This window comes from Streptomyces sp. NPDC006510 (assembly GCF_040611955.1).
In the GTDB taxonomy this organism is placed as follows: Bacteria; Actinomycetota; Actinomycetes; order Streptomycetales; family Streptomycetaceae; genus Streptomyces.
The window spans coordinates 1-25,940 of record NZ_JBEXPH010000082.1; the positions used below are offsets into that span (position 1 = coordinate 1).

General features: G+C 67.7%; 19 protein-coding genes and 1 pseudogene. 14 read left to right on the top strand and 6 right to left on the bottom strand.

Annotated features, from left to right (window positions below; genetic code table 11):
* From ABZY11_RS23655 to ABZY11_RS23685, 7 genes and pseudogenes are all read left to right on the top strand, one after another.
* Positions 1–659, top strand: a pseudogene (locus ABZY11_RS23655) (ABC transporter family substrate-binding protein); the annotation flags it as partial.
* Between the two features lie 541 nt (positions 660–1,200).
* Positions 1,201–3,072 carry a translational GTPase TypA gene (gene typA, locus ABZY11_RS23660; protein WP_356481066.1) on the top strand — a complete coding sequence of 624 codons (1,872 nt, stop codon included), beginning with the start codon at positions 1,201–1,203 and terminating at the stop codon, positions 3,070–3,072.
* A gap of 514 nt (positions 3,073–3,586) precedes the next feature.
* A complete protein-coding gene (locus ABZY11_RS23665) occupies positions 3,587–5,230 on the top strand; it encodes an ABC transporter substrate-binding protein (RefSeq protein WP_356481067.1) in 1,644 nt (547 codons plus the stop codon).
* 151 nt (positions 5,231–5,381) lie between these two features.
* On the top strand, positions 5,382–6,308 hold the full coding sequence (locus ABZY11_RS23670; RefSeq protein WP_356481092.1) for an ABC transporter permease: 927 nt from the start codon (positions 5,382–5,384) through the stop codon (positions 6,306–6,308).
* Positions 6,301–7,245 (top strand): ABC transporter permease, encoded by a 945-nt coding sequence (locus ABZY11_RS23675; RefSeq protein ID WP_356481068.1) that lies wholly within the window; start codon positions 6,301–6,303, stop codon positions 7,243–7,245. Before ABZY11_RS23670 ends, ABZY11_RS23675 begins: the two co-directional genes overlap by 8 nt.
* 14 nt (positions 7,246–7,259) lie before the next feature.
* Positions 7,260–8,318, top strand: a complete 1,059-nt coding sequence (locus ABZY11_RS23680) for an ABC transporter ATP-binding protein (protein ID WP_356481069.1) — start codon at positions 7,260–7,262, stop codon at positions 8,316–8,318.
* On the top strand, positions 8,311–9,462 hold the full coding sequence (locus tag ABZY11_RS23685) for a dipeptide ABC transporter ATP-binding protein (protein WP_356481070.1): 1,152 nt from the start codon (positions 8,311–8,313) through the stop codon (positions 9,460–9,462). The genes ABZY11_RS23680 and ABZY11_RS23685 overlap by 8 nt, the downstream gene beginning before the upstream one ends.
* A gap of 190 nt (positions 9,463–9,652) precedes the next feature.
* On the opposite strand, the gene ABZY11_RS23690 is transcribed toward ABZY11_RS23685, so the two are convergent.
* From ABZY11_RS23690 to ABZY11_RS23710, 5 genes are all read right to left on the bottom strand, one after another.
* Positions 9,653–10,741: a dipeptide ABC transporter ATP-binding protein gene (locus ABZY11_RS23690; protein ID WP_356481071.1), complete on the bottom strand. Its 1,089-nt coding sequence runs from the start codon at positions 10,739–10,741 to the stop codon at positions 9,653–9,655.
* A gap of 26 nt (positions 10,742–10,767) precedes the next feature.
* Positions 10,768–11,733, bottom strand: coding sequence for an ABC transporter ATP-binding protein (locus ABZY11_RS23695; RefSeq protein ID WP_356481093.1), 966 nt, complete (start codon positions 11,731–11,733; stop codon positions 10,768–10,770).
* Positions 11,734–11,804: 71 nt separating this feature from the next.
* Positions 11,805–12,785 (bottom strand): ABC transporter permease, encoded by a 981-nt coding sequence (locus ABZY11_RS23700; protein WP_356481072.1) that lies wholly within the window; start codon positions 12,783–12,785, stop codon positions 11,805–11,807.
* An 87-nt stretch (positions 12,786–12,872) separates the two neighbouring features.
* A complete protein-coding gene (locus tag ABZY11_RS23705; protein WP_356481073.1) occupies positions 12,873–14,654 on the bottom strand; it encodes an ABC transporter substrate-binding protein in 1,782 nt (593 codons plus the stop codon).
* Between the two features lie 74 nt (positions 14,655–14,728).
* On the bottom strand, positions 14,729–15,757 hold the full coding sequence (locus ABZY11_RS23710) for an ABC transporter permease (protein ID WP_356481074.1): 1,029 nt from the start codon (positions 15,755–15,757) through the stop codon (positions 14,729–14,731).
* A gap of 471 nt (positions 15,758–16,228) precedes the next feature.
* Here ABZY11_RS23710 and ABZY11_RS23715 point away from each other — a divergent pair, with 471 nt between their 5' ends.
* From ABZY11_RS23715 to ABZY11_RS23740, 6 genes are all read left to right on the top strand, one after another.
* The gene (locus tag ABZY11_RS23715; RefSeq protein ID WP_356481075.1) at positions 16,229–17,860 is read left to right on the top strand and encodes an ABC transporter substrate-binding protein; all 1,632 of its coding nucleotides are present in this window, start codon (positions 16,229–16,231) and stop codon (positions 17,858–17,860) included.
* 175 nt (positions 17,861–18,035) lie between these two features.
* Positions 18,036–18,959 carry an ABC transporter permease gene (locus tag ABZY11_RS23720; protein ID WP_356481076.1) on the top strand — a complete coding sequence of 308 codons (924 nt, stop codon included), beginning with the start codon at positions 18,036–18,038 and terminating at the stop codon, positions 18,957–18,959.
* Positions 18,952–19,926 (top strand): ABC transporter permease, encoded by a 975-nt coding sequence (locus ABZY11_RS23725; RefSeq protein ID WP_356481077.1) that lies wholly within the window; start codon positions 18,952–18,954, stop codon positions 19,924–19,926. Before ABZY11_RS23720 ends, ABZY11_RS23725 begins: the two co-directional genes overlap by 8 nt.
* A 13-nt stretch (positions 19,927–19,939) precedes the next feature.
* On the top strand, positions 19,940–20,917 hold the full coding sequence (locus ABZY11_RS23730) for an ABC transporter ATP-binding protein (protein ID WP_356481078.1): 978 nt from the start codon (positions 19,940–19,942) through the stop codon (positions 20,915–20,917).
* Positions 20,907–22,175, top strand: coding sequence for a dipeptide ABC transporter ATP-binding protein (locus tag ABZY11_RS23735; protein WP_356481079.1), 1,269 nt, complete (start codon positions 20,907–20,909; stop codon positions 22,173–22,175). The genes ABZY11_RS23730 and ABZY11_RS23735 overlap by 11 nt, the downstream gene beginning before the upstream one ends.
* Before the next feature lie 196 nt (positions 22,176–22,371).
* The gene (locus ABZY11_RS23740; protein ID WP_356481080.1) at positions 22,372–23,373 is read left to right on the top strand and encodes a hypothetical protein; all 1,002 of its coding nucleotides are present in this window, start codon (positions 22,372–22,374) and stop codon (positions 23,371–23,373) included.
* Between the two features lie 17 nt (positions 23,374–23,390).
* Here the strand turns inward: ABZY11_RS23740 and ABZY11_RS23745 are convergent, their stop codons facing one another.
* Positions 23,391–25,523 (bottom strand): prolyl oligopeptidase family serine peptidase, encoded by a 2,133-nt coding sequence (locus ABZY11_RS23745; protein ID WP_356481081.1) that lies wholly within the window; start codon positions 25,521–25,523, stop codon positions 23,391–23,393.
* Positions 25,524–25,688: 165 nt separating this feature from the next.
* Here ABZY11_RS23745 and ABZY11_RS23750 point away from each other — a divergent pair, with 165 nt between their 5' ends.
* A complete protein-coding gene (locus tag ABZY11_RS23750) occupies positions 25,689–25,883 on the top strand; it encodes a hypothetical protein (RefSeq protein ID WP_093896879.1) in 195 nt (64 codons plus the stop codon).
* The last annotated feature ends 57 nt before the right edge of the window (positions 25,884–25,940 follow it).

The window sequence follows — 25,940 nt, forward strand, 5'->3', positions numbered from 1 at the left end:
CTCCCCGCCCCTCATCCGAACTCGCCACGGGCGCGTACGCCCCCGCGGGCACCGCGGCCCCCGCCCGGGCGGGGGCCGCGCACAGCGGCCCGCTGGGCAAGGACGGCGAGCCGCTGACCCTGCGCTTCGTCCTGCCGTCCGGTCCCGGGTCGGAGCCGCTGCGCAGCGTCGGGGACAAGATCTCGGCGATGCTCGAATCGGTCGGCATCCGTACGCAGATCACCAAGGTCTCCGACGAGAGCTACTTCCAGGACCACATCGCGTCCGGCGACTACGACCTGGCCCTGTACTCCTGGCCCGCGACCGCCTACCCGGCCACCGACGACCGCCCGATCTTCGCCAAGCCGGTGCCCGCCACCGACGGCTCGCTGCTGGTCGAGCAGAACTACACCCGGGTCGGCACCGACCACATCGACCAGCTCTTCGAGCAGGCGGTCTCGGAGCTGGACGAAGGCACCGCTCGGGATCTGATGAAGCAGGCCGACGCCCGGATCTGGGCCGCCGCCGGTTCGATTCCGCTCTACCAGCGCCCGCAGCTCGTGGCGGTGAACAGGAAGCTGGCGAACGTCGGCGCCTTCGGATTCGGGGCGCCGCGCTACCAGGACATCGGTTTCAAGAAGCCGCAGGCCGCCGGAGCCCCGGCGAACAAGAAGAAGTAGCAGGTCAGAAGAGGACCGCAAGCTCAGAACTGGCTCAAATCCCTTGCCCGCCGGCTTGCCCGGCGGGCAAGGTCGTCGCTACCCGTTGACCCGGCTGGCCGCTCGATCCCCCCACCTCCGAGACCCCCACCCGGAGCCTCTGCTCCGGTCTCTCGGAGATTCCGCTTCGGAGCCCCACCTCCGAAGCCGCGCAAGCTCGTGTCCGTCTCCCCGTCCGCCTCCTCCGTCCGGAGGGCCGTGGCCATGACACCCGGTGAAATTCGCCCGACGAACCGGCCACGGCGGCGGAAACACAGGGCGGACACGGGCTTGCGCCACCGGAGCGGCCCTCGTCGGAACTCGGCGTGCCCGCCCGTCACGCCGCCCTGCCGGACCGGGGCGGACCCCCGTCCCGAGGCCGGTAAAACTTGGCCGGGAAGCTGCGGCGGCGCCAGCCCCGTACCATTGGACGAGCCGTGGCGTGTCCGCCCGGCGGGCGTACGAGGACTTGAGACCGACTTAGACGCCTGATCCCACGATCCGAGAGAAGCGCAAGCCACCCATGCCCACGCGCCACGACATCCGTAACGTAGCCATCGTCGCCCACGTCGACCACGGCAAGACCACGCTGGTCGATGCCATGCTCAAGCAGGCCGGCGCCTTCGCCGCGCACGCCGCCGAGCACCTCGACGACCGCATGATGGACTCGAACGACCTGGAGCGTGAGAAGGGCATCACGATCCTCGCCAAGAACACGGCGGTGAAGTATCACCCCAAGGACGGCGGGGACCCGATCACGATCAACATCATCGACACCCCCGGCCACGCCGACTTCGGCGGCGAGGTCGAGCGCGGTCTGTCGATGGTGGACGCGGTCGTGCTCCTCGTCGACGCCTCCGAGGGCCCGCTCCCGCAGACCCGCTTCGTGCTGCGCAAGGCGCTCTCCGCGAAGATGCCGGTCATTCTCTGCATCAACAAGACCGACCGCCCCGACTCCCGGATCGCCGAGGTCGTCGACGAGACGTACGACCTGTTCCTGGACCTGGACGCGGACGAGGACCAGATCGAGTTCCCGATCGTCTACGCCTGCGCCCGTGACGGCGTCGCCTCGCTGACCAAGCCGGAGGACGGCACCGTCCCGGCCGACAGCGACAGCCTGGAGCCGTTCTTCTCCACGATCCTGGCGCACGTCCCGGCCCCGGAGTACGACGAGGACGCCCCGCTCCAGGCCCACGTCACCAACCTGGACGCCGACAACTTCCTCGGCCGTATCGCGCTCTGCCGCGTCGAGCAGGGCGAGCTGCGCAAGGGCCAGACCGTCACCTGGATCAAGCGCGACGGCACGATGTCCAACGTCCGCATCACCGAGCTGCTGATGACCGAGGCGCTCACCCGCAAGCCGGCCGAGGTGGCGGGCCCGGGCGACATCTGCGCCATCGCCGGTATCCCGGACATCATGATCGGCGAGACCCTGGCCGACCCCGAGAACCCGATCGCGCTGCCGCTGATCACGGTCGACGAGCCGGCCATCTCGATGACCATCGGTACGAACACCTCGCCGCTGGTCGGCAAGGGCGGCAAGGGCCACAAGGTCACCGCCCGCCAGGTGAAGGACCGTCTGGACCGCGAGCTGATCGGTAACGTCTCGCTCCGCGTCCTGGACACCGAGCGTCCCGACGCCTGGGAGGTCCAGGGCCGCGGTGAGCTCGCGCTGGCCATCCTCGTCGAGCAGATGCGCCGTGAGGGCTTCGAGCTCACGGTCGGCAAGCCGGAGGTCGTCACCAAGCAGGTCGACGGCAAGACGCACGAGCCGATCGAGCGCATGACGATCGACTCCCCCGAGGAGCACCTCGGCGCGATCACCCAGCTGATGGCGACCCGCAAGGGCCGCATGGAGACGATGACGAACCACGGTTCGGGCTGGGTCCGCATGGAGTGGATCGTTCCGTCCCGCGGCCTCATCGGCTTCCGTACGGAGTTCCTGACGCAGACCCGCGGTACGGGCATCGCGCACTCCATCTTCGAGGGCCACGAGCCGTGGTTCGGCGAGCTGCGCACCCGCCACAACGGCTCGCTGGTCGCCGACCGCGCGGGTTCCGTGACGCCGTTCGCCATGGTCAACCTCCAGGAGCGCGGTGTCATCTTCACCGAGGCCGGCACCGAGGTCTACGAGGGCATGATCGTCGGCGAGAACTCCCGCGCCGACGACATGGACGTGAACATCACCAAGGAGAAGAAGCTCACCAACATGCGTGCGGCTTCCGCCGACACCACGGAGAACGTGGTGCCGGCCCGCAAGCTCTCCCTGGAGCAGTCCCTGGAGTTCTGCCGCGAGGACGAGTGCATCGAGGTGACCCCGGAGACGGTCCGTATCCGCAAGGTCGTCCTCGACCAGAAGGAGCGCGGCCGCGCCGCGTCGCGCGCCAAGCGCTGACCGACACCGGGCGCCGAGCGCCCATGCGTACAACGGGGCCCGGACTTCCGTCAGTTGACGGGAGGCCGGGCCCCGCTGTGCGATGACCTGAGAGGCCGTCCGGGCGCATCCGTGTGCATCAGCAACCGGGTGGCGGCGGGAGCGCGCTTTTCGGCAGGCGCATCACGCTGTTGTCCAGTGGTTTTCTTCGGCGATCCGTCCGCATATCGATCGTCGCTCTCCGAAAGCTGCGTTAACGGTCCGTTTCGAGCGTGTCTGTCTGGGATCACTTTGTCCGGATTTCGGGCAATCGCCGTTCCTTGATGTTGTCAAAACGAGACCCCTTAAGTGTGGTTTACGGCCCGGTCGTACTTAATAGTTGGCTCCGTTGAGCTCGGGTCAATGGGTCACGCACTGTGGGGAGTGCCGACTCACGAGCACACTAGGGGCACTGAAACGATCACCGTCAGGGGTGTCGGTGTATCACTCCAGTGCCCTTCTTGTAGTCAAAAGTGGACTCATGAGGAGGAAACCCATGCGTGGTGCCAAGAGCGCCAAGTGGGTCGCGGGAGCGGCCATCATCGCCCTGGCCGCGACCGCCTGTGGTGGTAACGACAAGGGCAGTGACAGTGGCATGAACTCCGGCAAGGCGGACCCGAACGGGATCCTGACCGCGCAGCTCGGAGAGCCGCAGAACCCGCTGCAGCCGGCCAACGCCAAGGAGAGCCAGGGCAGCCGTGTCCTGCGCACCGTCTTCTCCGGCCTGGTCGACTACGAGCCCGGCACCGGCAAGCTCGAGTACATCAACGCCGAGTCCGTGACGCCCAACGCGGACTCGTCCGTGTGGACCGTCAAGCTCAAGCCGGGCTGGAAGTTCCACGACGGCACCACGGTCACCTCCAAGTCCTTCGTGGACTCCTGGAACTGGTCGGCCAACGTCAAGAACAACCAGACGAACTCCAGCTGGTTCCAGGACATCAAGGGCTACGAGGACGTCCACCCGGAGAAGGGTGCGCCGAAGTCCGACAAGATGTCCGGTCTGAAGATCGTCGACGAGAACACCTTCACGATCACCCTGACCGGCCCGGTCTCGTACTTCGCGTACAAGCTGGGTTACGACGTCTGGGCGCCGCTGCCCGAGTCCTTCTTCAAGGACCCGGCCGCCGCCGGCCAGAAGCCGATCGGCAACGGCCCCTACAAGTTCGTCTCGTGGGACCACAAGAAGCTGATCAAGGTCCGGAAGTTCGACGGTTACCAGGGCCCGAACAAGGCCAAGAACGGTGGCATCGACTTCAAGAACTACACCACCGCCGACGCGGCCTACTCGGACCTGCGGTCGAACAACCTCGACTGGATCGAGCAGATCCCGACGACGTCGCTCACCAGCTACAAGCAGGACCTCGGCGACCGTGCCATCGACGCCGAGTACTCCGCGGTGCAGTCGATCGTCCCGGCGTTCTACACCAAGCAGTTCAAGGACATCGACCCCAAGGTCATCCAGGGTCTGTCGATGGCCATCGACCGTGACACGATCACCAAGACCGTGCTGCACGGCACCCGTACCCCGGCCGACTCGTACGTCGCCCGCGGTGTGCTCGGCTACAAGCCCGGCGCCCTCGGTGACATCGTGAAGTACGACCCGGCCAAGGCCAAGTCCCTCATCCAGGAGGGTGGCGGCGTCCCGGGCAACAAGATCTCGATCCAGTTCAACGCCGACCAGTCGCACAAGCCGTGGGTCGACGCGGTCTGCAACAGCATCCGCAAGGCCACCGGTGTCGAGTGCGTCGGTGACTCCAAGCCGGACTTCCAGGCCGACCTGAACGCCCGTGACAACAAGCAGGTCAAGTCCATGTACCGCGGTGGCTGGGTGCTCGACTACCCGGTCAACTCGAACTTCATGCGCGACCTGTACGGCACCACCGCCGCGGGCAACACCTCGGGCTACTCCAACAAGGAGTTCGACGCTCTCGCCGCGAAGGCCGACAAGGCCAAGACGCTCGACGAGACCGTCAAGATGTACCAGGACGCCGAGCAGCTCCTGAAGAACGACATGCCGGCCATCCCGCTGTGGTTCTACAAGAACAACTCGGGCCAGTCGGAGAACGTGTTCGGGAAGATCGTCTACGGCCAGGACGGCGACCCCATCTTCACCGACGTCCAGGTGAAGGCCAAGAAGTAACCATCGGGATCCGAAGGCCGGTTCCGCCGTACCTCTTCGAGGGCGGCGGAACCGGCCCGTAGGCGTAGGCCCCGGGGCTCTCCCCCCACACCCCCGCGGCGGAGACAACTCTGAGAAGGCCATCGCCGACCCCTCACGGCATGGAGGCATGATGGGGCGTTACGTCGCAAGGCGACTGCTCCAGATGATCCCGGTGTTCATCGGGACCACTCTGATTATTTTCCTCATGGTCCACATCCTTCCCGGTGACCCAATCCGGGCGATGTGGGGAGACAAGGCGGCAGACCCCGCACAGGTCGCGTCGCTGCGCCATGAGTTCGGGCTCGACCAGCCCCTGTGGAAGCAGTACGTCGACTACATGGTCAATCTCTTCCAGGGCGACTTCGGCAAGACCTTCGGTGGTCGCGAAGTCCTCGACGAGATGACCGAGTCCTTCCCGGTGACACTGCGGCTGACCGCGGTGGCGATGCTCATCGAGATCGTCGTCGGCATCGGGCTCGGCGCCTGGGCGGGCCTGCGGGCCGGCAAGGCCGCCGACACCGGCGTACTGGTCTTCACCCTGATCGTCATCTCGATCCCGGTGTTCGTGCTCGGTTACCTCGCCCGCTTCGTCCTCGCGGACCAGCTCGGCTGGGTGGCACCGAATGTCCAGGACTCCACGGACTACGCGCAGTTGTTCCTGCCGGGCTTCGTGCTTGCCATGCTCTCCATGGCGTACGTGGCACGGCTGACCCGCACGACGTTCGCGGAGAACCTGCGCGCCGACTACATGCGCACCGCGATGGCCAAGGGCCTGCCGCGGCGCCGCATCGTCGGTGTCCACCTGCTGCGCAACTCGCTGATCCCGGTCATCACCTTCCTCGGTACGGACGTCGGCGGCTTCATCGGTGGCGCGGTCGTGACCGAGGGCATCTTCAACGTCCAGGGTGTCGGGAACCTGCTCTTCAAGGCGCTGCAGCAGCGCGAGGGTTCGACGATCGTCGGTGTTGTCACGGTCTTCGTCCTCGTCATCCTTGTGATCAACCTGCTCGTCGACCTGCTGTACGCGGTCCTGGACCCGAGGATCCGGTATGCCTGACGTGACCGAGACCAAGACCGAAGCGGCGGTGGACACCCCCGCTCCCTCGGCCGCAACCGGCAAGACCCAGGACAAGCCGCGCAGCCTCTGGGGCGACGCGTGGTTCGACCTGCGTCACCGCCCGATGTTCTGGATCTCCTCGATCCTGCTGCTGCTCCTGCTGATCATCGCCGCGTTCCCGGGGATATTCACCAGCGTGGACCCGCGCGACGGCGACCTGACCAACCACTTCCTGACCAAGCCGGAGCTGGGGCACTTCTTCCAGGCCGACTGGTTCGGTTACGACGGCCAGGGGCGCTCGATCTACGCGCGTGTCATCTACGGCACCCGCGCCTCGATCCTGGTCGGCGTCGGCGTCACCGCCGCGGTCACCCTGGTCGGAGGCCTGCTGGGCATGCTCGCCGGTTACTTCGGCGGCTGGCTCGACTCGATCATTTCCCGGATCACCGACATCTTCTTCGGTATCCCCTTCCTGCTCGGTGCGATGGTCGTCCTGAACGCCTTCACCGAGCGCAAGGTGTACGTGGTGATCCTGGCCCTGGCCTTCCTGGGCTGGACCTCGATCTGCCGTGTGATGCGGTCCTCCGTCATCACCGCCAAGCAGGCGGACTACGTGACGGCGGCGCGCGCGCTCGGCGCCGGCACCCCGCGGATCCTCTTCCGGCACGTCCTGCCGAACGCGCTCGCCCCGACGATCGTCGTGGCCACCATCGCGCTCGGCGGGTACATCTCGGCCGAGGCGACGCTCTCGTTCCTCGGACTCGGGCTCGCGGACCCGACGATCTCGTGGGGCATCGACATCGCCGAGGGCAGCCAGGCCATCCGGGACAACCCGCATGCGCTGCTGTTCCCGGCAGGAATGCTCAGCCTCACGGTCTTCGCGTTCATCATGCTCGGCGACGCGGTACGCGACGCCCTCGACCCGAAGCTGCGCTGAGGAGGGCGTACGACGTGACCATCATGGACAAGACAGCAGACATCCCGGCGCCCCGCGCCGGGGGGTCGGACGACGCACCGCTCCTCGAAGTGCGCGACCTGCACGTGGAGTTCCACACGCGTGACGGTGTCGCCAAGGCCGTCAACGGCGTGAACTACCGTGTCGACTCGGGCGAGACCCTGGCCGTGCTCGGTGAGTCCGGTTCCGGCAAGTCCGTGACCGCTCAGGCGATCATGGGCATTCTCGACATGCCGCCCGGCAAGATCCCACAGGGCCAGATCCTCTACCGCGGCCAGGACATGCTCACCATGAGCTACGAGGAGCGGCGGAAGATCCGTGGCCAGAAGATCGCGATGATCTTCCAGGACGCGCTGTCCTCGCTCAACCCCGTGCTCTCGGTCGGCTACCAGCTCGGCGAGATGTTCCGGGTCCACCAGGGGCTCTCCAAGAAGCAGGCCAAGCTCAAGGCCATCGAGCTGATGGAGCGGGTCAAGATCCCCGCCGCCAAGCAGCGGGTCGGCGACTATCCGCACCAGTTCTCCGGCGGTATGCGCCAGCGCATCATGATCGCCATGGCACTGGCGCTGGAGCCGGACCTGATCATCGCGGACGAGCCGACCACCGCGCTCGACGTGACGGTCCAGGCACAGGTCATGGACCTGCTCAAGGAGCTCCAGACCGAGTTCAACATGGGCCTGATCCTGATCACCCACGACCTCGGCGTCGTCGCCGACGTCGCGGACAAGATCGCGGTCATGTACGCGGGCCGGATCGTCGAGACGGCACCGGTGCACGAGCTGTACAAGCGGCCCGCGCACCCGTACACCCGCGGTCTGCTCGACTCGATCCCGCGGCTCGACCAGAAGGGCCAGGAGCTCTACGCGATCAAGGGCCTGCCGCCCAACCTGCTCAAGATCCCGTCCGGCTGCGCCTTCAACCCCCGCTGCCCCAAGGCGGAGGACATCTGCCGCACGGAGATCCCGGCCCTGGTGCCGGTCTCCGAGCAGGACGGCAGCGAACTGCCCGGACGCGGCAGCGCCTGCCACTTCTGGAAGGAGACGATCCATGGCTGAGCTCGACAAGACGGACGGTTCCATGGACGCCACCCCGAACGTCACCGAGGTCAAGGCGGTCGACGCCGTCGACGAGTCGGCGGCGGTCGCGGCCATCGAAGCCCCGGTGGAGCGCGGTGAGCCGATCCTCCAGGTGCGCAATCTGGTCAAGCACTTCCCGCTGAGCCAGGGCATCCTGTTCAAGCGCCAGGTCGGCGCGGTCAAGGCCGTGGACGGGGTCTCCTTCGACCTCTACCAGGGCGAGACGCTCGGCATCGTCGGCGAGTCGGGCTGTGGCAAGTCCACGGTCGCCAAGCTGCTGATGATGCTGGAGACGGCCACCGCCGGCCAGGTCTTCTACAAGGGCCAGGACATCACCAAGCTGTCCGGCCGCGCGCTGAAGGCGGTCCGCCGGAACATCCAGATGGTGTTCCAGGACCCGTACACCTCGCTGAACCCGCGCATGACGGTCGGCGACATCATCGGCGAGCCCTTCGACATCCACCCCGAGGTGGCCCCGAAGGGCGACCGGCGGGCCAGGGTCCAGGAGCTGCTGGACGTCGTCGGCCTCAACCCGGAGTACATCAACCGCTACCCGCACCAGTTCTCCGGCGGCCAGCGCCAGCGCATCGGCATCGCCCGCGGCCTCGCGCTCAACCCGGAGATCATCGTCTGCGACGAGCCGGTCTCCGCGCTCGACGTGTCGGTGCAGGCGCAGGTCATCAACCTGATGGAGAAGCTCCAGGACGAGTTCAACCTCTCCTACCTCTTCATCGCGCACGACCTGTCGATCGTCCGGCACATCTCCGACCGGGTCGGCGTGATGTACCTCGGCAAGATGGCCGAGATCGGTACGGACACGGAGATCTACGACCACCCGACGCACCCCTACACCCAGGCGCTGCTGTCGGCGGTCCCGGTCCCTGACCCCGAGGCCCGCGAGCGCGGCGAGCGGATCATCCTGACCGGCGACGTCCCGTCGCCGGCGAACCCGCCGTCGGGCTGCAGCTTCCGTACCCGGTGCTGGAAGGCCCAGGACAAGTGCTCCACGGAGGTGCCGCTGCTGGCCGTCCCCGAGCGCTTCCAGGGCTCGGACACCCTCGCGGCGCACGACTCGGCGTGCCACTTCGCCGAGGAGAAGGACGTCGTCGGCGCGGCTTCCTAGTACGGCCCGAACGACGCGGAAGCGCCCGGAACCGATCGGTTCCGGGCGCTTCTTCCTTTTCCTGGAACCGGGCGCGCGGGTGGCTCGGGTCAATGGGCTCACGTGCTCGGTTCCTCGGGGCCGGGGAGCCCGCGTCCCGGGACCGATCGGGTCCCCGTCCGCGAGGCGCCCCGGGGCCGGGGCAGGGGTGTCAGGCCCCGGCCTTCGGGTCTTCGGTGGTCTTCTTGCCGAGCTTGGGCCGGGACGAGGCGTCACGGGCCTTCGGGACCGCCGGGAGGGTCTGGGTGTCCTCGGGGTAGTGGCAGGCCGTCAGATGGCCCTCCCGGCTGCCCTCCACCCGTACCAGCGGCGGGGCCTCGCTCGCGCACTTGTCCGTCGCCTTCCAGCAACGGGTACGGAACCGGCAGCCCGACGGCGGGTTGACCGGGGAGGGGACGTCGCCGGCCAGGCGGATGCGCTCACGGGCCGGCGTCTCCTCGGCGGTCGCCTCGGGCACGGCCGAGAGCAGCGCCCGGGTGTACGGGTGCCGCGGGTTGCCGTACAGGTCCTCGCGGTCGGCGATCTCCACGATCTTGCCGAGGTACATGACCGCCACGCGCTGCGAGAAGTGGCGCACGATGGCCAGGTCGTGGGCGATGAACAGGAACGCGATGCCGAGCTCCTTCTGCAGCTTCTGCAGCAGGTTCACCACCTGGGCCTGGATCGACACGTCCAGCGCCGAGACCGGCTCGTCGGCCACGATCAGCTTCGGCTCCAGGGCGAGCGCGCGGGCCACCCCGATGCGCTGGCGCTGACCGCCGGAGAACTCGTGCGGGAAGCGGTTGTAGTGCTCCGGGTTGAGCCCGACGGTCTCCAGCAGCTCCCGCACCCGCGCCTCACGGCCGCCCGCGGGGTTGATGTCGTTGATCTCCATCGGCGCGGTGATGATCTTGCCGACGGTCTGCCGCGGGTTCAGCGAGGCGTACGGGTCCTGGAAGATCATCTGGATCTCGGAGCGGACCGGCGCCAACTGCTTGCGCGTGGCGTGGGAGATGTCCTGCCCGCGGTAGGAGATCCGGCCGGCCGTCGGCTCCAGGAGCCGGGTGATCAGCCGGCCCGTGGTCGACTTGCCGCAGCCGGACTCACCGACCAGGCCCAGGCTCTCGCCCTCGGCGACGCTGAAGTCCAGCCCGTCGACGGCCTGGACCGCGCCGACCGTCCGCCGGATCGGGAAGCCGCCCTTGATCGGGAAGTGCTTGGTGAGTCCGGAGACGTCCAGGAGGGGATCTGTGCTGCTCATGGTGGGGAAGTCCCGTCTCTTGTACGTCAGTTGGGCCGGGTGCCGGCGAAGTCTGCGAAGAACTCGGCGCGCTGCTCCGTGGTGAGGTGGCAGGCGGCGCCGCGCCCGGCGGTGAGCTCCAGCGGCGGCTGGTCCGTCGCGCAGCGCTTGCCGCCGACCTGCTCGGTGAACGTGCACCGGGGGTGGAAGCGGCAGCCGGTCGGCGGGTTGAGGAGGCTCGGCGGGGTGCCGGGGATCGGCGACAGCGGCACGTCGACCGGGCCGTCCAGGGTCGGCATGGAGCCCAGCAGGCCCCAGGTGTACGGGTGCTGGGGGGCTCGCAGCACCTCCTTCTTCGTACCGCGCTCCACGCAGCGACCGCCGTACATCACCAGCACGTCGTCCGCGATGTCGGCGATGACACCGAGGTCGTGGGTGATGAAGATGATCGAGGTGCCGGTCTCCTGCTGGAGGTCCTTGAGCAGGTCCATGATCTGGGCCTGCACGGTGACGTCCAGCGCGGTGGTCGGCTCGTCCGCGATCAGCAGCTCCGGGTCGCAGACCAGCGCCATGGCGATCATCGCGCGCTGGCGCATACCGCCGGAGAACTGGTGCGGATAGTCGTCCACCCGCAGATCGGGCTGCGGGATGCCCACCTTGGTGAGCATCTCGATCGCCCGCGCCCTGGACTCCCGCTTGGAGGCGCCGGTGTGCTTGCGGTACGTCTCGCCGATCTGCCTGCCGATGGTGTGGTACGGCGAGAGCGAGGCCAGCGAGTCCTGGAAGATCATGGCCATCTTGTTGCCGCGCAGCCGCTCCAGCTCACGCTCCGACGCGGCCAGCAGATCCTGCCCGTCGAGGAGGATCTCGCCCTCGATCTCGGTGTGGTCGGGGTGGTGCAGGCCGAGGATGGTCAGGTTGGTGACGGACTTGCCGGAACCGGACTCGCCGACGATGCCGAGCGTCTTGCCCTTCTCGATGTCGAAGGACAGCCCGTCGACGGCCTTGACCATGCCGTCTTCGGTGGAGAAGTGCACGCGCAGATCGCGTACGGAGAGGAAGGGGGTGCTCACTGGATCTCTCCCTAGGCGAGGCGGACGCGCGGGTCGATGAGGGCGTAGACGGCGTCGACGATGATGTTGAAGACGACGATCGCTCCTGCCGCGACCAGGACGACTCCGAGCAGCAGGGGCAGGTCGTTGTCGCCGACCGCCTTGACGGAGAGCGCGCCGATGCCGTGCAGACCGAAGGTCTTCTCGGTGATGATCGCGCCGCCGAACAGCACACCGAGGTCGAGGCCGAAGATGGTGACGATCGGGCCCATGGCCCCGCGCCAGGCGAATCTGAAGAAGACCGTGCGCCGGGAGAGGCCCTTGGCGCGTGCGGTGCGTACGTAGTCCTCGCTCAGCGTCTCGACGAGCTGGGAGCGTGCCATACGGGTGTAGTTGGCGGTGAAGATCAGCGCCAGCACCAGCCAGGGCAGCAGTAGCCCGGAGAACCAGGCGGACGGGTTCTCGGTGAAGGGGACGTCCTTGGGCCGGCTCAGGATGTGCCACTGGTCGGCGAGGTAGTACATGGCGACCACGCCGACGATGTAGATCTGCATCGAGGAGCCGATCAGCGACGCCGAGGACGCCACCTTGTCCAGCGCCTTGCCCTGCTTGACCGCGGCGAGCATGCCGGTGCCGACACCGAAGATCACGAAGACGACGGCGCTGCCGAGGGAGAGGGAGAGCGTCGTCGGGAAGCGGTCCAGGATGGTGCCGAGGACCGGCTCGCGGTTGTGGAAGGAGTAGCCGAGGCACGGCGCGGGACAGTGCCCGAACGACGAGTAGTCCCTCCCGACGAACACCGCCTGCAGCCAGTGCCAGTACTGCACCGGCAGCGGGTCGTCGATGCCGAGGTTGCGCTTGACCAGTGCCAGCGTCTCGGGCGTGCACACCTTGCCGCAGGCCACCCGAGCTGGGTCGCGGGGCGCGACGTAGAAGAGGACGAAAGTGATGGCACTGATGATCAGCAGGATGACCAGTGCGCCGATTGCCCGGCGGATGAGGAAGCGGAACATGGCGATGGATTTCCCTGGCAGACGCCGACGAGGGGGAGTGGAGCGGGCGGGGCGCCGCAGGGGCGCCCCGCCTCAGGAGTGTCGGCGTCAGGCCTTCACGAACAGCTTGTAGAAGACGGCCGAGGACCACAGTGGGTGGAACATCGCGCCGCCGACCTTCTCGCCGTAGAGGTAGAAGCGGCGCTGGAACGTCTCGGGGATGATCGGCGCCTCCTCCGTCATGATCCGCTTGTCCAGGGCGGCCCAGGCCTTGCCGGCCTCCGTCGGGTCGGCGATGGTGACGTTCTTCTTGATCGCCTCGTTGACCCAGTCGACGTTCAGCTGCGAGATGTTGTTGGCGCCGTTGGCGATCGTGCCGCCGTCGAACAGCGGCTGCATCAGCGTGTAGCCGGTCGGCCAGTCCGGGGACCAGCCGAACCACATCACGTCGAACTGGTTGTCGATCTGCTGGATCTGGTCGTAGTAGCTGGTGGAGTCCAGCGGCTTCATGACCGGGGTGAAACCGGCCGCCTTGAGGGCGTTCTCGATGACGACCTTGGTCTTGTTGTAGGTGTTGCTGGTGGGGAAGGCGTAGACGACCTTCTGGCCCTCCTTGCCGGCCTCCTTCAGCAGCTTCTTCGCCGCCTCCGGGTCGCCCTGCGGCTTCTTCAGCTTGCCGTAGACGTCGTCCTTGGCGTAGCCGACGATGTCGGGGCTGAGGATGGACGTCGCGTAGTCACCGGCGGAGGGGCCACCGTAGATCTTGCGTATCTGCTCCAGCGGCCAGGCGTGGATGATGGCCTGACGGACCTTCAGGTCGGTGATCCGCTTGGTGTTGATCGCGTAGTAGTAGATGCCGGTCAGCAGGCCGTTGAAGGTGCGCTTCTTCAGCTCGGGGTCGGTGAGGACCTTCTGGATGCGCTCGGCCGGGACACCGCTGTACGCCATGACGGCGTACTGGTCGTCGCCGTCGTCGGCGATCAGGCGGTCGGCGGACTGGAGGGCCTCGGGGCCGAACTCGTAGACGAAGCTGTCCGGGTACGCGTTGCGGATCGAGTCCGTGTTGGGGTCCCAGTGGGGGTTGCGCACCAGGGTCATCGACTTGTCGATGGCGTGCGCCTTGATGCGGTACGGGCCGCAGCTGACCGGGTCCTTGTCGTACTTCTCCTTGGTGTCGCCCTTGACCGGGACGGCGCCGTAGGAGGTCATCGCCAGGGTGAAGTTGAGGTCCGGGCGGGCCTCGGCCAGCTTGAAGGTGATCGTCTTCGCCTTGGCGTCGGTCACGATCGAGTCGAGGTGCTTGCCGCCGAACGGGCCCTTGTACTTCGAGCGGAAGTCGGCCGTGCCGGTCAGCGCGGTCTGGGTGTAGCCCGCACCCTCGGTGGTGAAGCTGGCGAAGCCGCGCTCGATGCCGTGGCGCACGTCCTCGATGGTGAGTTCCTTGCCGTCCTCCCACTTCAGACCGTCCTTCAGGGTGAAGGTCCAGGTCTTGCCGCCGTCGGACATGGTGCCCGCGTCGGTGGCGAGGTCGCCGACCAGCTTCATCGAGCCGTCCGCCGCGATCTTGTAACCGGTCAGGGCGCGGATGAAGAGGTCACCGATCGCGGAGTTCCACGAGAAGTAGATGCGCTGCGGGTCCAGGTGCGAGAAGTCGTCCGGGGCGATGCCGCGGATCGTGCCGCCCTTCTTCGCGCCCGGGACCTCGGCGGCCGGGCCGGTGGAGTCGGCCTTCGTACCGACCACGACCGAGCCGGTGTACTTGTCGGCACCGCCGTGTCCGGCGCTGCCGCCCTTCTTGGTCGAGCTGCCGCTGCTGCACGCGGAGAGGACCATCGAACCGCCGGCCGCGACCGACGTGGCGATGACGAAGTTTCTGCGGGAAAGGGACATGGTTTCCTGCTCTGGTCGATGGAGAGAAACGTTCGATCCGGTGGGCCCCGTCGCCCGGCCGGAGGAAGTGCGGTTCAGCGCTTGGTCTTCGGGTCCAGTGCGTCACGCACCGAGTCACCCAGCAGGTTGAAGGCGATGACGAAGATCACCATCGAGACGCCGGGGAAGAGCATGTACGTGATGTCGCTCTGGTAGACGTCCGATCCGCGCTGGATCATCACGCCCCAGTCGGGTGTCGGGTCGGTGAGGCCGACGCCGAGGAAGGCGAGGCCCGCTTCCGCCGTGACGTAGGCGGGCAGCGCGAGCGTGGCCTGGATGAGGATCGGCGTCCAGAGGTTGGGCAGCAGTTCCTTGAAGATGATCCGCGCCGGGGAGGCGCCGGTCACCCTCGCCGCCTCGATGAACTCGCGCTCGCGCAGGGCGAGTACCTCGCCGCGCAGCAGCCGTGCGATGGACGCCCAGCCGAAGGCGGTCATGACCGAGATGAGGCTGACGACGGTCAGCCAGACCGGGGTGTTCTCGTCCGGAGCGACCAGGATCGAGAGCATCACCGGCCAGAAGGCGATGAAGAAGAGCGTGGAGGGGAAGGCCAGCAGGATGTCGATGACCCGGCCCACGAAGTAGTCGGTCTTGCCGCCCAGATAGCCCGCGGTGATACCGACGGCGATGCCGATCACCGTCACCAGCAAGGTGGTTGCCGCGGCGATGAGCAGGGAGTTGCGGATGCCGTAGAGCAGGAAGGTGAAGACGTCCCGGCCGAGTCCGGGCTCGATGCCGAACCAGAAGTCGCCGCTGATACCGCCGTTGGGCAGCATCGGTGAACCGAAGTCGTCCAGCAGGCCGGGTTCGTTCTGCCCGTACGTGGTGTACGGGTCCTTGCCGTACAGTTTCGCGATCAGCGGCGCGCAGATGGCGATCACGAAGAAGAAAATGACCACATAGGCCGAAATCACGCCGGTACGGTCGCGCTTGAAGCGCAGCCAGGCCATCCTGCCCGGTGAGCGGCCGTCGTTGCCCTTGGTCGCGGACGGTCCCGCGGTGGGCTGCGGCTTCGCGTCCTCCACCTCAACAGGCGTGGCGGCTTGCGGTGTTGGAATCGTCATGGTGCTCCTGGCCCGGAGGGTCGAAGGACTCCGCAGGGCAACACCTACGGGCTACCCGGACTTTTTCAACGCAATTCATGCAGGGTCAATGAATGTCCGACGCCCTTGGCATGCTCTTTTGAAATTTTGCCAATCCATGACCTTTCTTAGGGCGTGGCTTTGCTTCCGTTTGGCTTTTTCGCAGGCGCGTTCGCGACTTAACGGGTGAAGTCCGGCAATGAGTCCGATATGCGGGCGCCGTTGTCTCGGAATTCGTACGGCCGGTCGGGCGGGCTCGCGGTCGATGCGCATTCGATGCGCGGCCGTTATCGCTCCGCTGTCTAACGGTCGGATGCCCGGAACTTCTCCGGGCGTGAAGTGCCACTCGAATCGGCTCCGACGCGCCCGAATGGGTGGAGTAAATGTGCGTGATGTCCTTGATGCGGTGATATTTGACCGTAAGTGAGACGGAGCACTACGAGGAGGCACTCCATGCGCGGAGCCACACAGGCCAAGTGGGCCGCATGTGCGGTGGTCGTCGCCCTGGCGGCGACGGCATGCGGCGGAGGGGGCAGCAGCAGTGGCGGCGGTGGGGCGAACGGAATCGTGAGCTCTTCCTGGGGTGACCCGCAGAACCCGCTCGAACCCGCGAACACCAACGAGGTGCAGGGCGGCAAGGTCCTCGACATGATCTTCCGGGGGCTCAAGAGGTACGACCCGAAGACCGGCGCGGCCACCAACATGCTCGCCGAGAAGATCGAGTCCAAGGACAACCAGAACTTCACGATCACCGTGAAGGACGGCTGGACCTTCAGCAACGGCGAGAAGGTCACCGCGAAGTCGTTCGTGGACGCCTGGAACTACGGGGCCCTGCTGAAGAACAATCAGAAGAACGCCTACTTCTTCGGTTACATCGACGGCTACAACAAGGTCCACCCGGACACCGGCAGCGCCACCGCGAACACGCTCTCCGGCCTCAAGATCGTCAACGACAAGACGTTCACGGTCAAGCTGTCGCAGAAGTTCTCCCTCTGGCCGGACACCCTCGGCTACCCGGCCTTCGCCCCGCTGCCCAAGGCCTTCTTCACCGACCACGCCGCCTGGGTGTCCAAGCCGATCGGCAACGGGCCGTACACCATCGACAAGTACACCAAGGGCTCGTCGATGAACCTGCGCAAGTGGGACAAGTACCCCGGCGACGACAAGGCCCAGAACGGCGGCATCGACCTCAAGGTCTACACCGACAACAACACCGCCTACACGGACCTGACGGCCGGCAACCTCGACCTCGTCGACGACGTGCCCGCCTCGCAACTGAAGAACGTCAAGGCGGACCTCGGCGACCGGTACATCAACACCCCGGCCGGCATCATCCAGACCCTGGCCTTCCCCTTCTACGACAAGAAGTGGGACACCCCCGGCGGCATCAAGGTCCGCCAGGGCCTGTCGATGGCGATCAACCGGCAGCAGATCACCGATCAGATCTTCCAGAAGACCCGCACCCCCGCCTCCGACTGGACCTCCCCGGTCCTCGGCGCGGACGGCGGCTTCAAGGAGGGACTGTGCGGCGCGCCCTGCGAGTACAACGCGGCGAACGCCAAGAAGCTGATCCAGGAGGGTGGCGGCATCCCCGGCGGCCAGCTGAAGATCTCGTACAACGGTGACACCGGCTCCCACAAGGAATGGGTCGACGCCGTCTGCAACAGCATCAACAAGGTGATGGGCAACAACAAGGCGTGCGTCGGCGCCCCGGTCGGCACCTTCGCCGACTTCCGCAGCCAGGTCTCCCAGCAGAAGCTGACCGGCGCCTGGCGGGCCGGCTGGCAGATGGACTACCCGCTCATCCAGAACTTCCTGCAGCCCGTGTACTACACCGACGCCTCCTCCAACGACGGCAAGTGGAGCAACAAGCAGTTCGACGGGCTCATCGACAAGGCCAACGCCGAGTCCGACAAGGCCAAGGCCGTCACCACCTTCCAGGACGCGGAGAAGGTCCTGGTCGCGCAGATGCCCGTCATCCCGCTCTGGTACCAGAACGGCAGCGCCGGCTACTCGGAGAACATCGCCGACGTGTCGCTGAACCAGTTCAGCGTCCCGGTGTACGAGCAGATCAAGGTCAAGTGACCCGTTGAGGGTCTTTCGTTCGGATCGGACTCCGCGAGCCCGGCCTGATCCGAACGTGAGGCCCTGCGGCCGGGTGGCCGGTGCCAGGAGCGCACCGGCCACCCGGCTTCCCCGTCCCACGACGCGTCACTCCCCAGCCCCGAGCCTCTGACCCCCGCGACCCCCGGAGCCCTTCATGGGACGTTATGTGATCCGGCGGCTGCTGCAGATGATCCCGGTCTTCTTCGGCACCACGCTGTTGATCTTCCTCATGGTGAATGTGATGGGCGACCCCATCGCGGGTCTCTGCGGCGACCGCCAGTGCGACCCGGCGACCGCAGCCCAACTCCGTTCGGAATTCGGCCTCGACAAGCCCGTCTGGCAGCAATACCTCACCTACATGGGCAATGTCTTCACCGGCGACTTCGGCACCGCGTTCAACGGGCAGAAGGTCACCGAGCTGATGGCCGCAGCCTTCCCCATCACGATCCGGCTCACCGTCGTCGCGATCGTCTTCGAGGTCGTCATCGGCATCAGCCTCGGTGTCGTCACCGGTCTGCGCCGGGGCCGCCCCGTCGACACCACCGTGCTCATCCTGACCCTGGTCGTCATCTCCATCCCGACCTTCGTCACCGGCCTGCTGCTCCAGCTCCTCCTCGGAGTCGAGTGGGGCATCATCAAACCCTCCGTCTCACCGGAGGCCCCCTTCAACGAGCTGCTGGTACCCGGGCTCGTCCTCGCCTCGGTCTCCCTGGCGTACGTCACCCGGCTCACCCGGACCTCTATCGCCGAGAACGCCCGCGCAGACTACGTCCGTACCGCCGTCGCCAAGGGGCTGCCCGGGCGCCGCGTCGTCATCCGGCACCTGCTGCGCAACTCGCTGATCCCGGTCGTCACCTTCATCGGCACCGACGTGGGCGCCCTGATGGGCGGGGCGATCGTCACGGAGCGGATCTTCAACATCCACGGCGTCGGCTACCAGCTCTACCAGGGCATCCTGCGCCAGAACTCCCAGACCGTCGTCGGCTTCGTCACCGTCCTCGTCCTCGTCTTCCTGGCGGCGAACCTGATCGTCGACCTGCTGTACGCCGTACTCGACCCGAGGATCCGCTATGCCTGAGCAGACACCGGACGAGTCGATCTCGTCCGCCGGAGCAGGAGGTGTGATGGATCTCGCCCTGGAGGAGGGCACCACCCTCGAAAGGACGCCCGGCGGCCCCGAGGGCACCGGCCCCGCCGAGAAGCCGCGCAGTCTGTGGTCCGACGCCTGGCGGGACCTGCGCCGCAACCCGGTCTTCATCATCTCCGCCCTGATCATCCTCTTCCTGGTGATCATCTCGATCTGGCCGTCGCTGATCGCCGACCAGGACCCCCTCAACTGCAACCTGGACAAGGCCCAGGAGGGCTCCCAGCCCGGACACCCCTTCGGCTTCGACGGACAGGGTTGCGATGTCTACACCCGTACCGTCTACGGGGCCAGGAACTCCGTGACCGTCGGCGTCTGCGCCACCCTCGGGGTCACCCTGCTCGGTGGCCTGCTCGGCGGCCTGGCCGGCTTCTTCGGCGGCTTGTCGGACTCGATCCTCTCCCGCGTCACCGACGTCTTCTTCGGTATCCCCGTGGTCCTCGGCGGCCTGGTCTTCCTCTCCGTGGTCACCAGCTCCACCGTCTGGCCGGTGATCGGCTTCATCGTGCTGCTCGGCTGGCCGCAGATCGCCCGTATCGCCCGCGGCTCCGTGATCACCGCCAAACAGAACGACTACGTACAGGCGGCACGGGCGCTCGGCGCCTCCAACTCACGGATGATGCTGCGCCACATCACCCCGAACGCCATCGCGCCGGTGATCGTCGTCGCGACCATCGCACTCGGTACGTACATCTCGTTGGAGGCGACCCTCTCGTTCCTCGGCGTCGGCCTGAAACCGCCGGCCGTCTCCTGGGGCATCGACATCTCCGCCGCGTCCCAGTACATCCGCAACGCCCCGCACATGCTGCTCTGGCCCGCCGGAGCCCTGGCGGTCACCGTGCTCGCCTTCATCATGCTCGGCGACGCGGTGCGCGACGCCCTCGACCCCAAGCTGCGCTGAGGAGCCCGCTGCCATGTTGCTCGAAGTGCGCGATCTGCACGTGGAGTTCCACACCCGCGACGGAGTGGCCAAGGCCGTCAACGGGGTCAACTACTCGGTGGCCGAGGGCGAGACGCTGGCCGTGCTCGGCGAGTCCGGCTCCGGCAAGTCGGTCACCGCCCAGGCCGTCATGGGCATTCTCGACATGCCCCCGGGAAAGATCAGCGGCGGCGAGATCCTCTTCAAGGACCGCGATCTGCTGAAGATGAAGAAGGACGAGCGCCGGAAGATCCGCGGCCAGGAGATGGCCATGATCTTCCAGGACGCGCTCTCCTCCCTCAACCCGGTGCTCAGCGTGGGGGAGCAGCTCGGCGAGATGTTCGTCGTGCACCGGGGGATGTCCCACAAGGACGCGAAGCTGAAGGCCGTCGAGCTGATGGACCGGGTCCGCATCCCGGCGGCGAAGGAACGCGTCGGGAACTTCCCGCACCAGTTCTCCGGCGGCATGCGCCAGCGCATCATGATCGCCATGGCGATGGCGCTGGAGCCTTCGCTGATCATCGCGGACGAACCCACCACCGCCCTCGACGTGACCGTCCAGGCCCAGGTGATGGATCTGCTCGCCGAGCTCCAGCGCGAGCTGAACATGGGCCTGATCCTGATCACCCACGACCTGGGCGTGGTCGCGGACGTCGCCGACAAGATCGCCGTGATGTACGCGGGCCGGATCGTCGAATCCGCCCCGGTCCACGAGATCTACCGGGCGCCCGCCCACCCGTACACCAAGGGCCTGCTCCAGTCGATCCCGCGCCTGGACCAGAAGGGCCGGGAGCTGTACGCGATCAAGGGCCTGCCGCCCAACCTGCTGCACATCCCGCCCGGTTGCGCCTTCAACCCGCGCTGTCCGATGGCCCAGGAGATCTGCCGGGGCGAGGTGCCGCCGCTGTTCGAGGTGGCCGAGCACCGCGAGAGCGCCTGCTACTTCTGGAAGGAGACGCTCGATGCACGCTGACCACTCGGGGCGCCAGGAAGCGCGCGAAGAGGGCGAGAAGGCCCGTGTGCCGCTCGCCACGTCACGGGCCGGGACCGCCGCGGCGGGCGGCGAGCCGATCCTGGAGGTACGCGATCTGGTCAAGTACTACCCGCTGACCCAGGGCATCCTGATCAAGAAGCAGATCGGCGCCGTCAAGGCGGTCGACGGGGTCTCCTTCGACCTGGCGGCGGGCGAGACGCTCGGCATCGTGGGGGAGTCCGGCTGCGGCAAGTCGACCGTGGCCAAGATGCTGGTGCATCTGGAACAGCCGACGGCCGGCGCGATCAAGTACAAGGGCGAGGACATCACCAAGCTCTCGGGGCGCGCCCTGAAGGCCGTGCGCCGCAACATCCAGATGGTGTTCCAGGACCCCTACACCTCGCTCAACCCCCGTATGACGGTCGGCGACATCATCGGGGAGCCGTACGAGATCCATCCCGAGGTGGCCCCGAAGGGCGAGCGGCGCCGGAAGGTCCAGGACCTGCTGGACGTCGTCGGGCTCAACCCGGAGTACATCAACCGCTATCCGCACCAGTTCTCCGGCGGTCAGCGCCAGCGCATCGGGATCGCCCGCGGGCTGGCCCTGAACCCCGAGATCATCGTCGCCGACGAACCCGTCTCCGCCCTCGACGTCTCCGTACAGGCGCAGGTCGTCAACCTGCTGGACCGGCTCCAGGCGGAGTTCGGGCTGAGTTACGTCTTCATCGCGCACGACCTGTCGATCGTCCGGCACATCTCCGACCGGGTCGGGGTGATGTATCTGGGCCGGATCGTCGAGATCGGCTCCGACGAGCAGATCTACGACCACCCCACGCATCCGTACACCCAGGCGCTGCTGTCCGCGGTCCCGGTGCCGGACCCGACGGCCCGCGAGCACCGGGAGCGGATCATCCTGCACGGCGATGTCCCGTCGCCCGCCAACCCGCCGTCCGGCTGCCGCTTCCGCACCCGGTGCTGGAAGGCGCAGGAGCGGTGCGAACTGGAGGTTCCGCTGCTGGCGGTTCCGGCCGTCTTCCGGCTGACGGACACCCCGGCCGGGCACGACTCGGCCTGTCACTTCGCGGAGGAGAAGAAGGTGGTGCCGGAGGGGCTGCTGGAGACGCCTGGGGAGACGCCCGCCGCGGACGCCCCGGCGGGCGATGCGGGCGATGCGGACGACGCCAGCGGGGAGAACGGCGAGAACGGGGAGCACGGGGAGAACGGGTCCGCGCCGTCCGGGAGCACGCGGGCCGGCTGACCGCGGAGACGTAACGCGTGGGCAACTCCGCCGTCTCACACCCGATATACGAACCGGCCAGCATGGTCGGCGTACGGCCGTGCGGGTGCCGTGTACCGGCCGGGAGGCCGTCAAGTCCTCCCGGCCGGTTGCCCGTTCGAGCACCACGCCGGCGAACCCCTTGTCCGGCGGACAGGGACGGTGGAGTATCGCTCGGGTGATACTCACTCGGGGGGCAAGGGTCACCGGTGCCGTTCTCTGCGCCGTGCTCGCGGTGATCGTCGCGGGCTGGCTCGTACGGGACATCAGTGCGGCCGACGACACCGGGCGGCTGTGGCGCCACTGGGCCGGCTACTACGACGCGCGGATGCCGCTGTCCCCGGCCACCTCGGCGTACGACGTGGTGCTGCTCGTGGTGTACGCCGTCGCCGCCGTCGCGTCCCTGCGGTCCTCGGTGGCCGGCGCCGCGCTCGTCGCCACCGGAGTGATCACGCTCGCGGTGCGGCTCCCCGGACTCTGGAACATCGGCGAGTCCCGGATGGATGCCCGGTTCGCCGACGAACTCCGCACCCGCGCCCTGCTCTGCGCCTTCGTGTCGCTCGCGGCGGGCATCGCGCTGATCATCACCGCGGCGGCCGGTCGCCGGGCACCGCACGACTTCTCCGAAGGCACCCCGGCCCGGCCGGGGCAGGGCGCGGGCTTGATCGCCTTCCTGTGCCTCGGTGCGGCGGGAGCGGTCACGATCGCCTGGGAGATCCGCCAGGCGATGCGGTTTTCCGACCTCTACCCCGACTGGTACCTGGGCGGGGACCGGGTCTTCCAGGAGCTGATCGACCCGCCGCCCGGCTGGTTCATGGCGGTCCTGGCTTTGCTCTGCCTGTTCGCGGCCACGAGCGCGCTGTTCCGTGCCGTGCACGCCCGGCCGTTCGGCCTGATCGCCGCCGTGCTGCTGCTGGGCGGCGGGGCACTGGGCGTGGCCCGCTCGGTGCACTACGAGATGCTGGACCGCTTCGCCGATCTGCCGGTCGAGAACCAGCTCATCGTGCTGACCGGGTTCTTCGAGGTGTTCGCCGGCGCCGTGGTGCTGCTGGCGCTGGCCCGGCCGGGCCCGGCCGCACCCCCTGCCCTGCCCGGGCAGGGCTACGGGCAGGGGTACGGCTATCCGCAGCCCGGCGTCTACGGGCCGCCGCCCCCGTCCCAGCCGCCGCCCGGCTGGTGACGGGGAGGGCTCAGGGCCTAGCCGGGCAGCCCCAATGACCGCTTCAGGAAGTCGACCTGGAGCAGCAGCAGATTCTCCGCCACCTGCTCCTGCGGTGTCATGTGCGTCACCCCGCTGAGCGGCAGCACCTCGTGCGGGCGCCCGGCGGAGAGCAGTGCCGACGACAGCCGGAGCGTGTGCGCGACCACCACGTTGTCGTCCGCGAGACCGTGGACGATCAACATCGGCCGCACCTGGTCGGCGGCCTCCGAGAGCCCCTCGTCCGTGATCACCGAGTTGTGCGCGTACACCTCGGGCTGCTTCGCGGGGTCCCCGAGATAGCGCTCGGTGTAGTGGGTGTCGTACAGCCGCTGGTCGGTCACCGGGGCGCCGACCACCGCCGCGTGGAAGACATCCGGCCGACGCGTCACGGCCAGGGCCGCCAGATATCCGCCGAACGACCAGCCGCGGATCGCGACCTTGCCGAGGTCCAGCGGGAACCGTCCGGCGAGCGCCTGCAACGCCTCGACCTGGTCGTCCACGGAGAGCACCAGGTTGTTCTTGACCGCCTTCTCCCAGCCCGGTGAACGCCCCGGTGTGCCCCGGCCGTCCGCGACCACGACGGCGAAGCCCTGGTTCGCGAACCACTGCGAAGTCAGATGCGGATTGTGCGCGGCGACCACCCGGCGGCCGTGCGGTCCGCCGTACGGATCCATCAGTACCGGAAGCGGGCCGTCCGACTCGTTGTAGCCCTCGGGGAGCAGCACGGCGCACGGAATTCGCCGTGCGCCCCCCTCGGTGAGGTGCACCCGGGCGGAGAGCACCGGCTCCTCGGCATGGCTCGCCACGGTGGTGATCCGCTTGCCGTCCCGGAACACCTCGGCCCGGGCCCCCGGCCGCTCCGGGGAGTGGGTGACCAGCACGGTCACTCCGCCCGCGCGGACCGCCGAGTGCAGCCCGGCACCCTCGGAGACCCGCTCGACGCCCAGCTCGTTGACCCGGTAGACGTGGCTCTCGCCGATCTCCGGTTCCGCCGCCTCCTCACCGGCCGAGGCCGACACCAGGATGTCCGACTCACCGATGTCCAGCACCGCCTGGAGCTGCAACTGCGCTCCGGTCAGCAGCCGGTCGCCGACCGCGAGCACCCGCGCCCCGCCCTCGTCGGCGATCCGCACGAGCCGGCCGTCCGGCGCCCAGGCGGGTACACCGGGGAAGATTTCCAGCCATACCGGGTCCTCGTCGGCATGCACCGTCCGCGTCGAACCGGTCTCGGTGTCCACCGCGAGGAAGAGGTGGCTCTGCTGGTCGCGGGACTGCACCAGCAGCAGCGGCGCCCCGGCCGACGACCAGTGCACCTGGGCCAGATAGGGGTGGCGCGACCGGTCCCAGACCACTTCGGTACGGGCGCCGTCCAGGCCCAGCACGAAGAGCCGCACCTCGGCGTTGGGCGTCCCCGCCGCCGGGTAGGCGACCTCGGCGGGCCTGCGCTCCGGATGCGCGGGGTCCGCGATCCACCACCGCTGTACGGGGCTTTCGTCGACCCGGGCGACCAGCAGCCGGTCCGACTCGGGCGACCACCAGAAGCCCCGCGAACGCTGCATCTCCTCGGCCGCGATGAACTCCGCGAGACCGTACGAGACATCGTCCCCGTCCGGCTCGGCGAGCGCCCGGTACCCGTCGCCCTCCGCGCCCACGACGCGCAGCGCGCCCTTGGACACATATGCGATGTGTCGTCCGTCCGGTGACGGCCTCGGGTCGATCACCGGGCCCGGAACCGGCAGCGCTCGCGCCGTACCCGCCCGCAGTTCGGCGACGTACACCTTCCCGGAGAGCGCGAAGGCGGCCAACTCCGCCGCCGCGTCGACCGCGTAGCCGACGATCCCCGAGGACCCCTCGCGGCTGCGCTCGCGCCGGGCCCGCTCCTGCGCCGACAGCCGCTCCGCCGAACCGCCCAGCAGGGCCCCGGGATCGGCCACCACGCGTTCCTTCGGGGTCCCGTCCTTCGGCAGGTCCAGCACCCACAGCCGGCCCGAACGGTCCGTGCCGGAGCCCGACCGAAGGAAGATCACCCGCTCTCCGTCGGGTGAAACGGTGAACGACCGGGGGGCGCCGAGGGTGAATCGCATGGTCCTGGCGTGCTGACGGGGAAAGGAGATCTGCTGCGAAGTCATGTGCCGAACCTAGCCCCCGACCGCCCGGTCGTGCGCCCCTCGTGCTGCTGTGCCCCGATCAATGCGTTGGCACGGATAGTTATGATCCGTAGCGCTCGGTGGGTATGAACCTGCTGGCTCCATGTGTGCTGCCCGTCCCGACCGTACTGATGGAGGTGAACCGCCGTGGCACTCTCGATTTCGGCGGTGGTGCTGCTGGCGATCGTCGTCTTCCTGCTGATCCGGAAATCCGGACTGAAGGGCGGACATGCGGTGGTCTGCGCACTGCTCGGTTTCTATCTCGCCAGCTCGTCGATCGCGCCGAGCATCTCGAACCTGACCACGAATGTGGCGGGCATGATCGGAAGCCTCAAGTTCTGAGGTCGGCTCGTCGGCGGCAGGTGCACGGGCGGTGATCGGTGCGCCCGGCTCGTAGGG

What these genes read in the sequence shown, in the direction of transcription:
- typA (WP_356481066.1), top strand. Translation starts at nt 1,201, where the DNA reads ATGCCCACGCGCCACGACATCCGTAACGTAGCCATCGTCGCCCACGTC.
- ABZY11_RS23665 (WP_356481067.1), top strand. Translation starts at nt 3,587, where the DNA reads ATGCGTGGTGCCAAGAGCGCCAAGTGGGTCGCGGGAGCGGCCATCATC.
- ABZY11_RS23670 (WP_356481092.1), top strand. Translation starts at nt 5,382, where the DNA reads ATGGGGCGTTACGTCGCAAGGCGACTGCTCCAGATGATCCCGGTGTTC.
- ABZY11_RS23675 (WP_356481068.1), top strand. Translation starts at nt 6,301, where the DNA reads ATGCCTGACGTGACCGAGACCAAGACCGAAGCGGCGGTGGACACCCCC.
- ABZY11_RS23685 (WP_356481070.1), top strand. Translation starts at nt 8,311, where the DNA reads ATGGCTGAGCTCGACAAGACGGACGGTTCCATGGACGCCACCCCGAAC.
- ABZY11_RS23690 (WP_356481071.1), bottom strand. Translation starts at nt 10,741, where the DNA reads ATGAGCAGCACAGATCCCCTCCTGGACGTCTCCGGACTCACCAAGCAC.
- ABZY11_RS23695 (WP_356481093.1), bottom strand. Translation starts at nt 11,733, where the DNA reads ATGGTCAAGGCCGTCGACGGGCTGTCCTTCGACATCGAGAAGGGCAAG.
- ABZY11_RS23700 (WP_356481072.1), bottom strand. Translation starts at nt 12,785, where the DNA reads ATGTTCCGCTTCCTCATCCGCCGGGCAATCGGCGCACTGGTCATCCTG.
- ABZY11_RS23705 (WP_356481073.1), bottom strand. Translation starts at nt 14,654, where the DNA reads ATGTCCCTTTCCCGCAGAAACTTCGTCATCGCCACGTCGGTCGCGGCC.
- ABZY11_RS23710 (WP_356481074.1), bottom strand. Translation starts at nt 15,757, where the DNA reads ATGACGATTCCAACACCGCAAGCCGCCACGCCTGTTGAGGTGGAGGAC.
- ABZY11_RS23715 (WP_356481075.1), top strand. Translation starts at nt 16,229, where the DNA reads ATGCGCGGAGCCACACAGGCCAAGTGGGCCGCATGTGCGGTGGTCGTC.
- ABZY11_RS23720 (WP_356481076.1), top strand. Translation starts at nt 18,036, where the DNA reads ATGGGACGTTATGTGATCCGGCGGCTGCTGCAGATGATCCCGGTCTTC.
- ABZY11_RS23725 (WP_356481077.1), top strand. Translation starts at nt 18,952, where the DNA reads ATGCCTGAGCAGACACCGGACGAGTCGATCTCGTCCGCCGGAGCAGGA.
- ABZY11_RS23730 (WP_356481078.1), top strand. Translation starts at nt 19,940, where the DNA reads ATGTTGCTCGAAGTGCGCGATCTGCACGTGGAGTTCCACACCCGCGAC.
- ABZY11_RS23735 (WP_356481079.1), top strand. Translation starts at nt 20,907, where the DNA reads ATGCACGCTGACCACTCGGGGCGCCAGGAAGCGCGCGAAGAGGGCGAG.
- ABZY11_RS23745 (WP_356481081.1), bottom strand. Translation starts at nt 25,523, where the DNA reads ATGACTTCGCAGCAGATCTCCTTTCCCCGTCAGCACGCCAGGACCATG.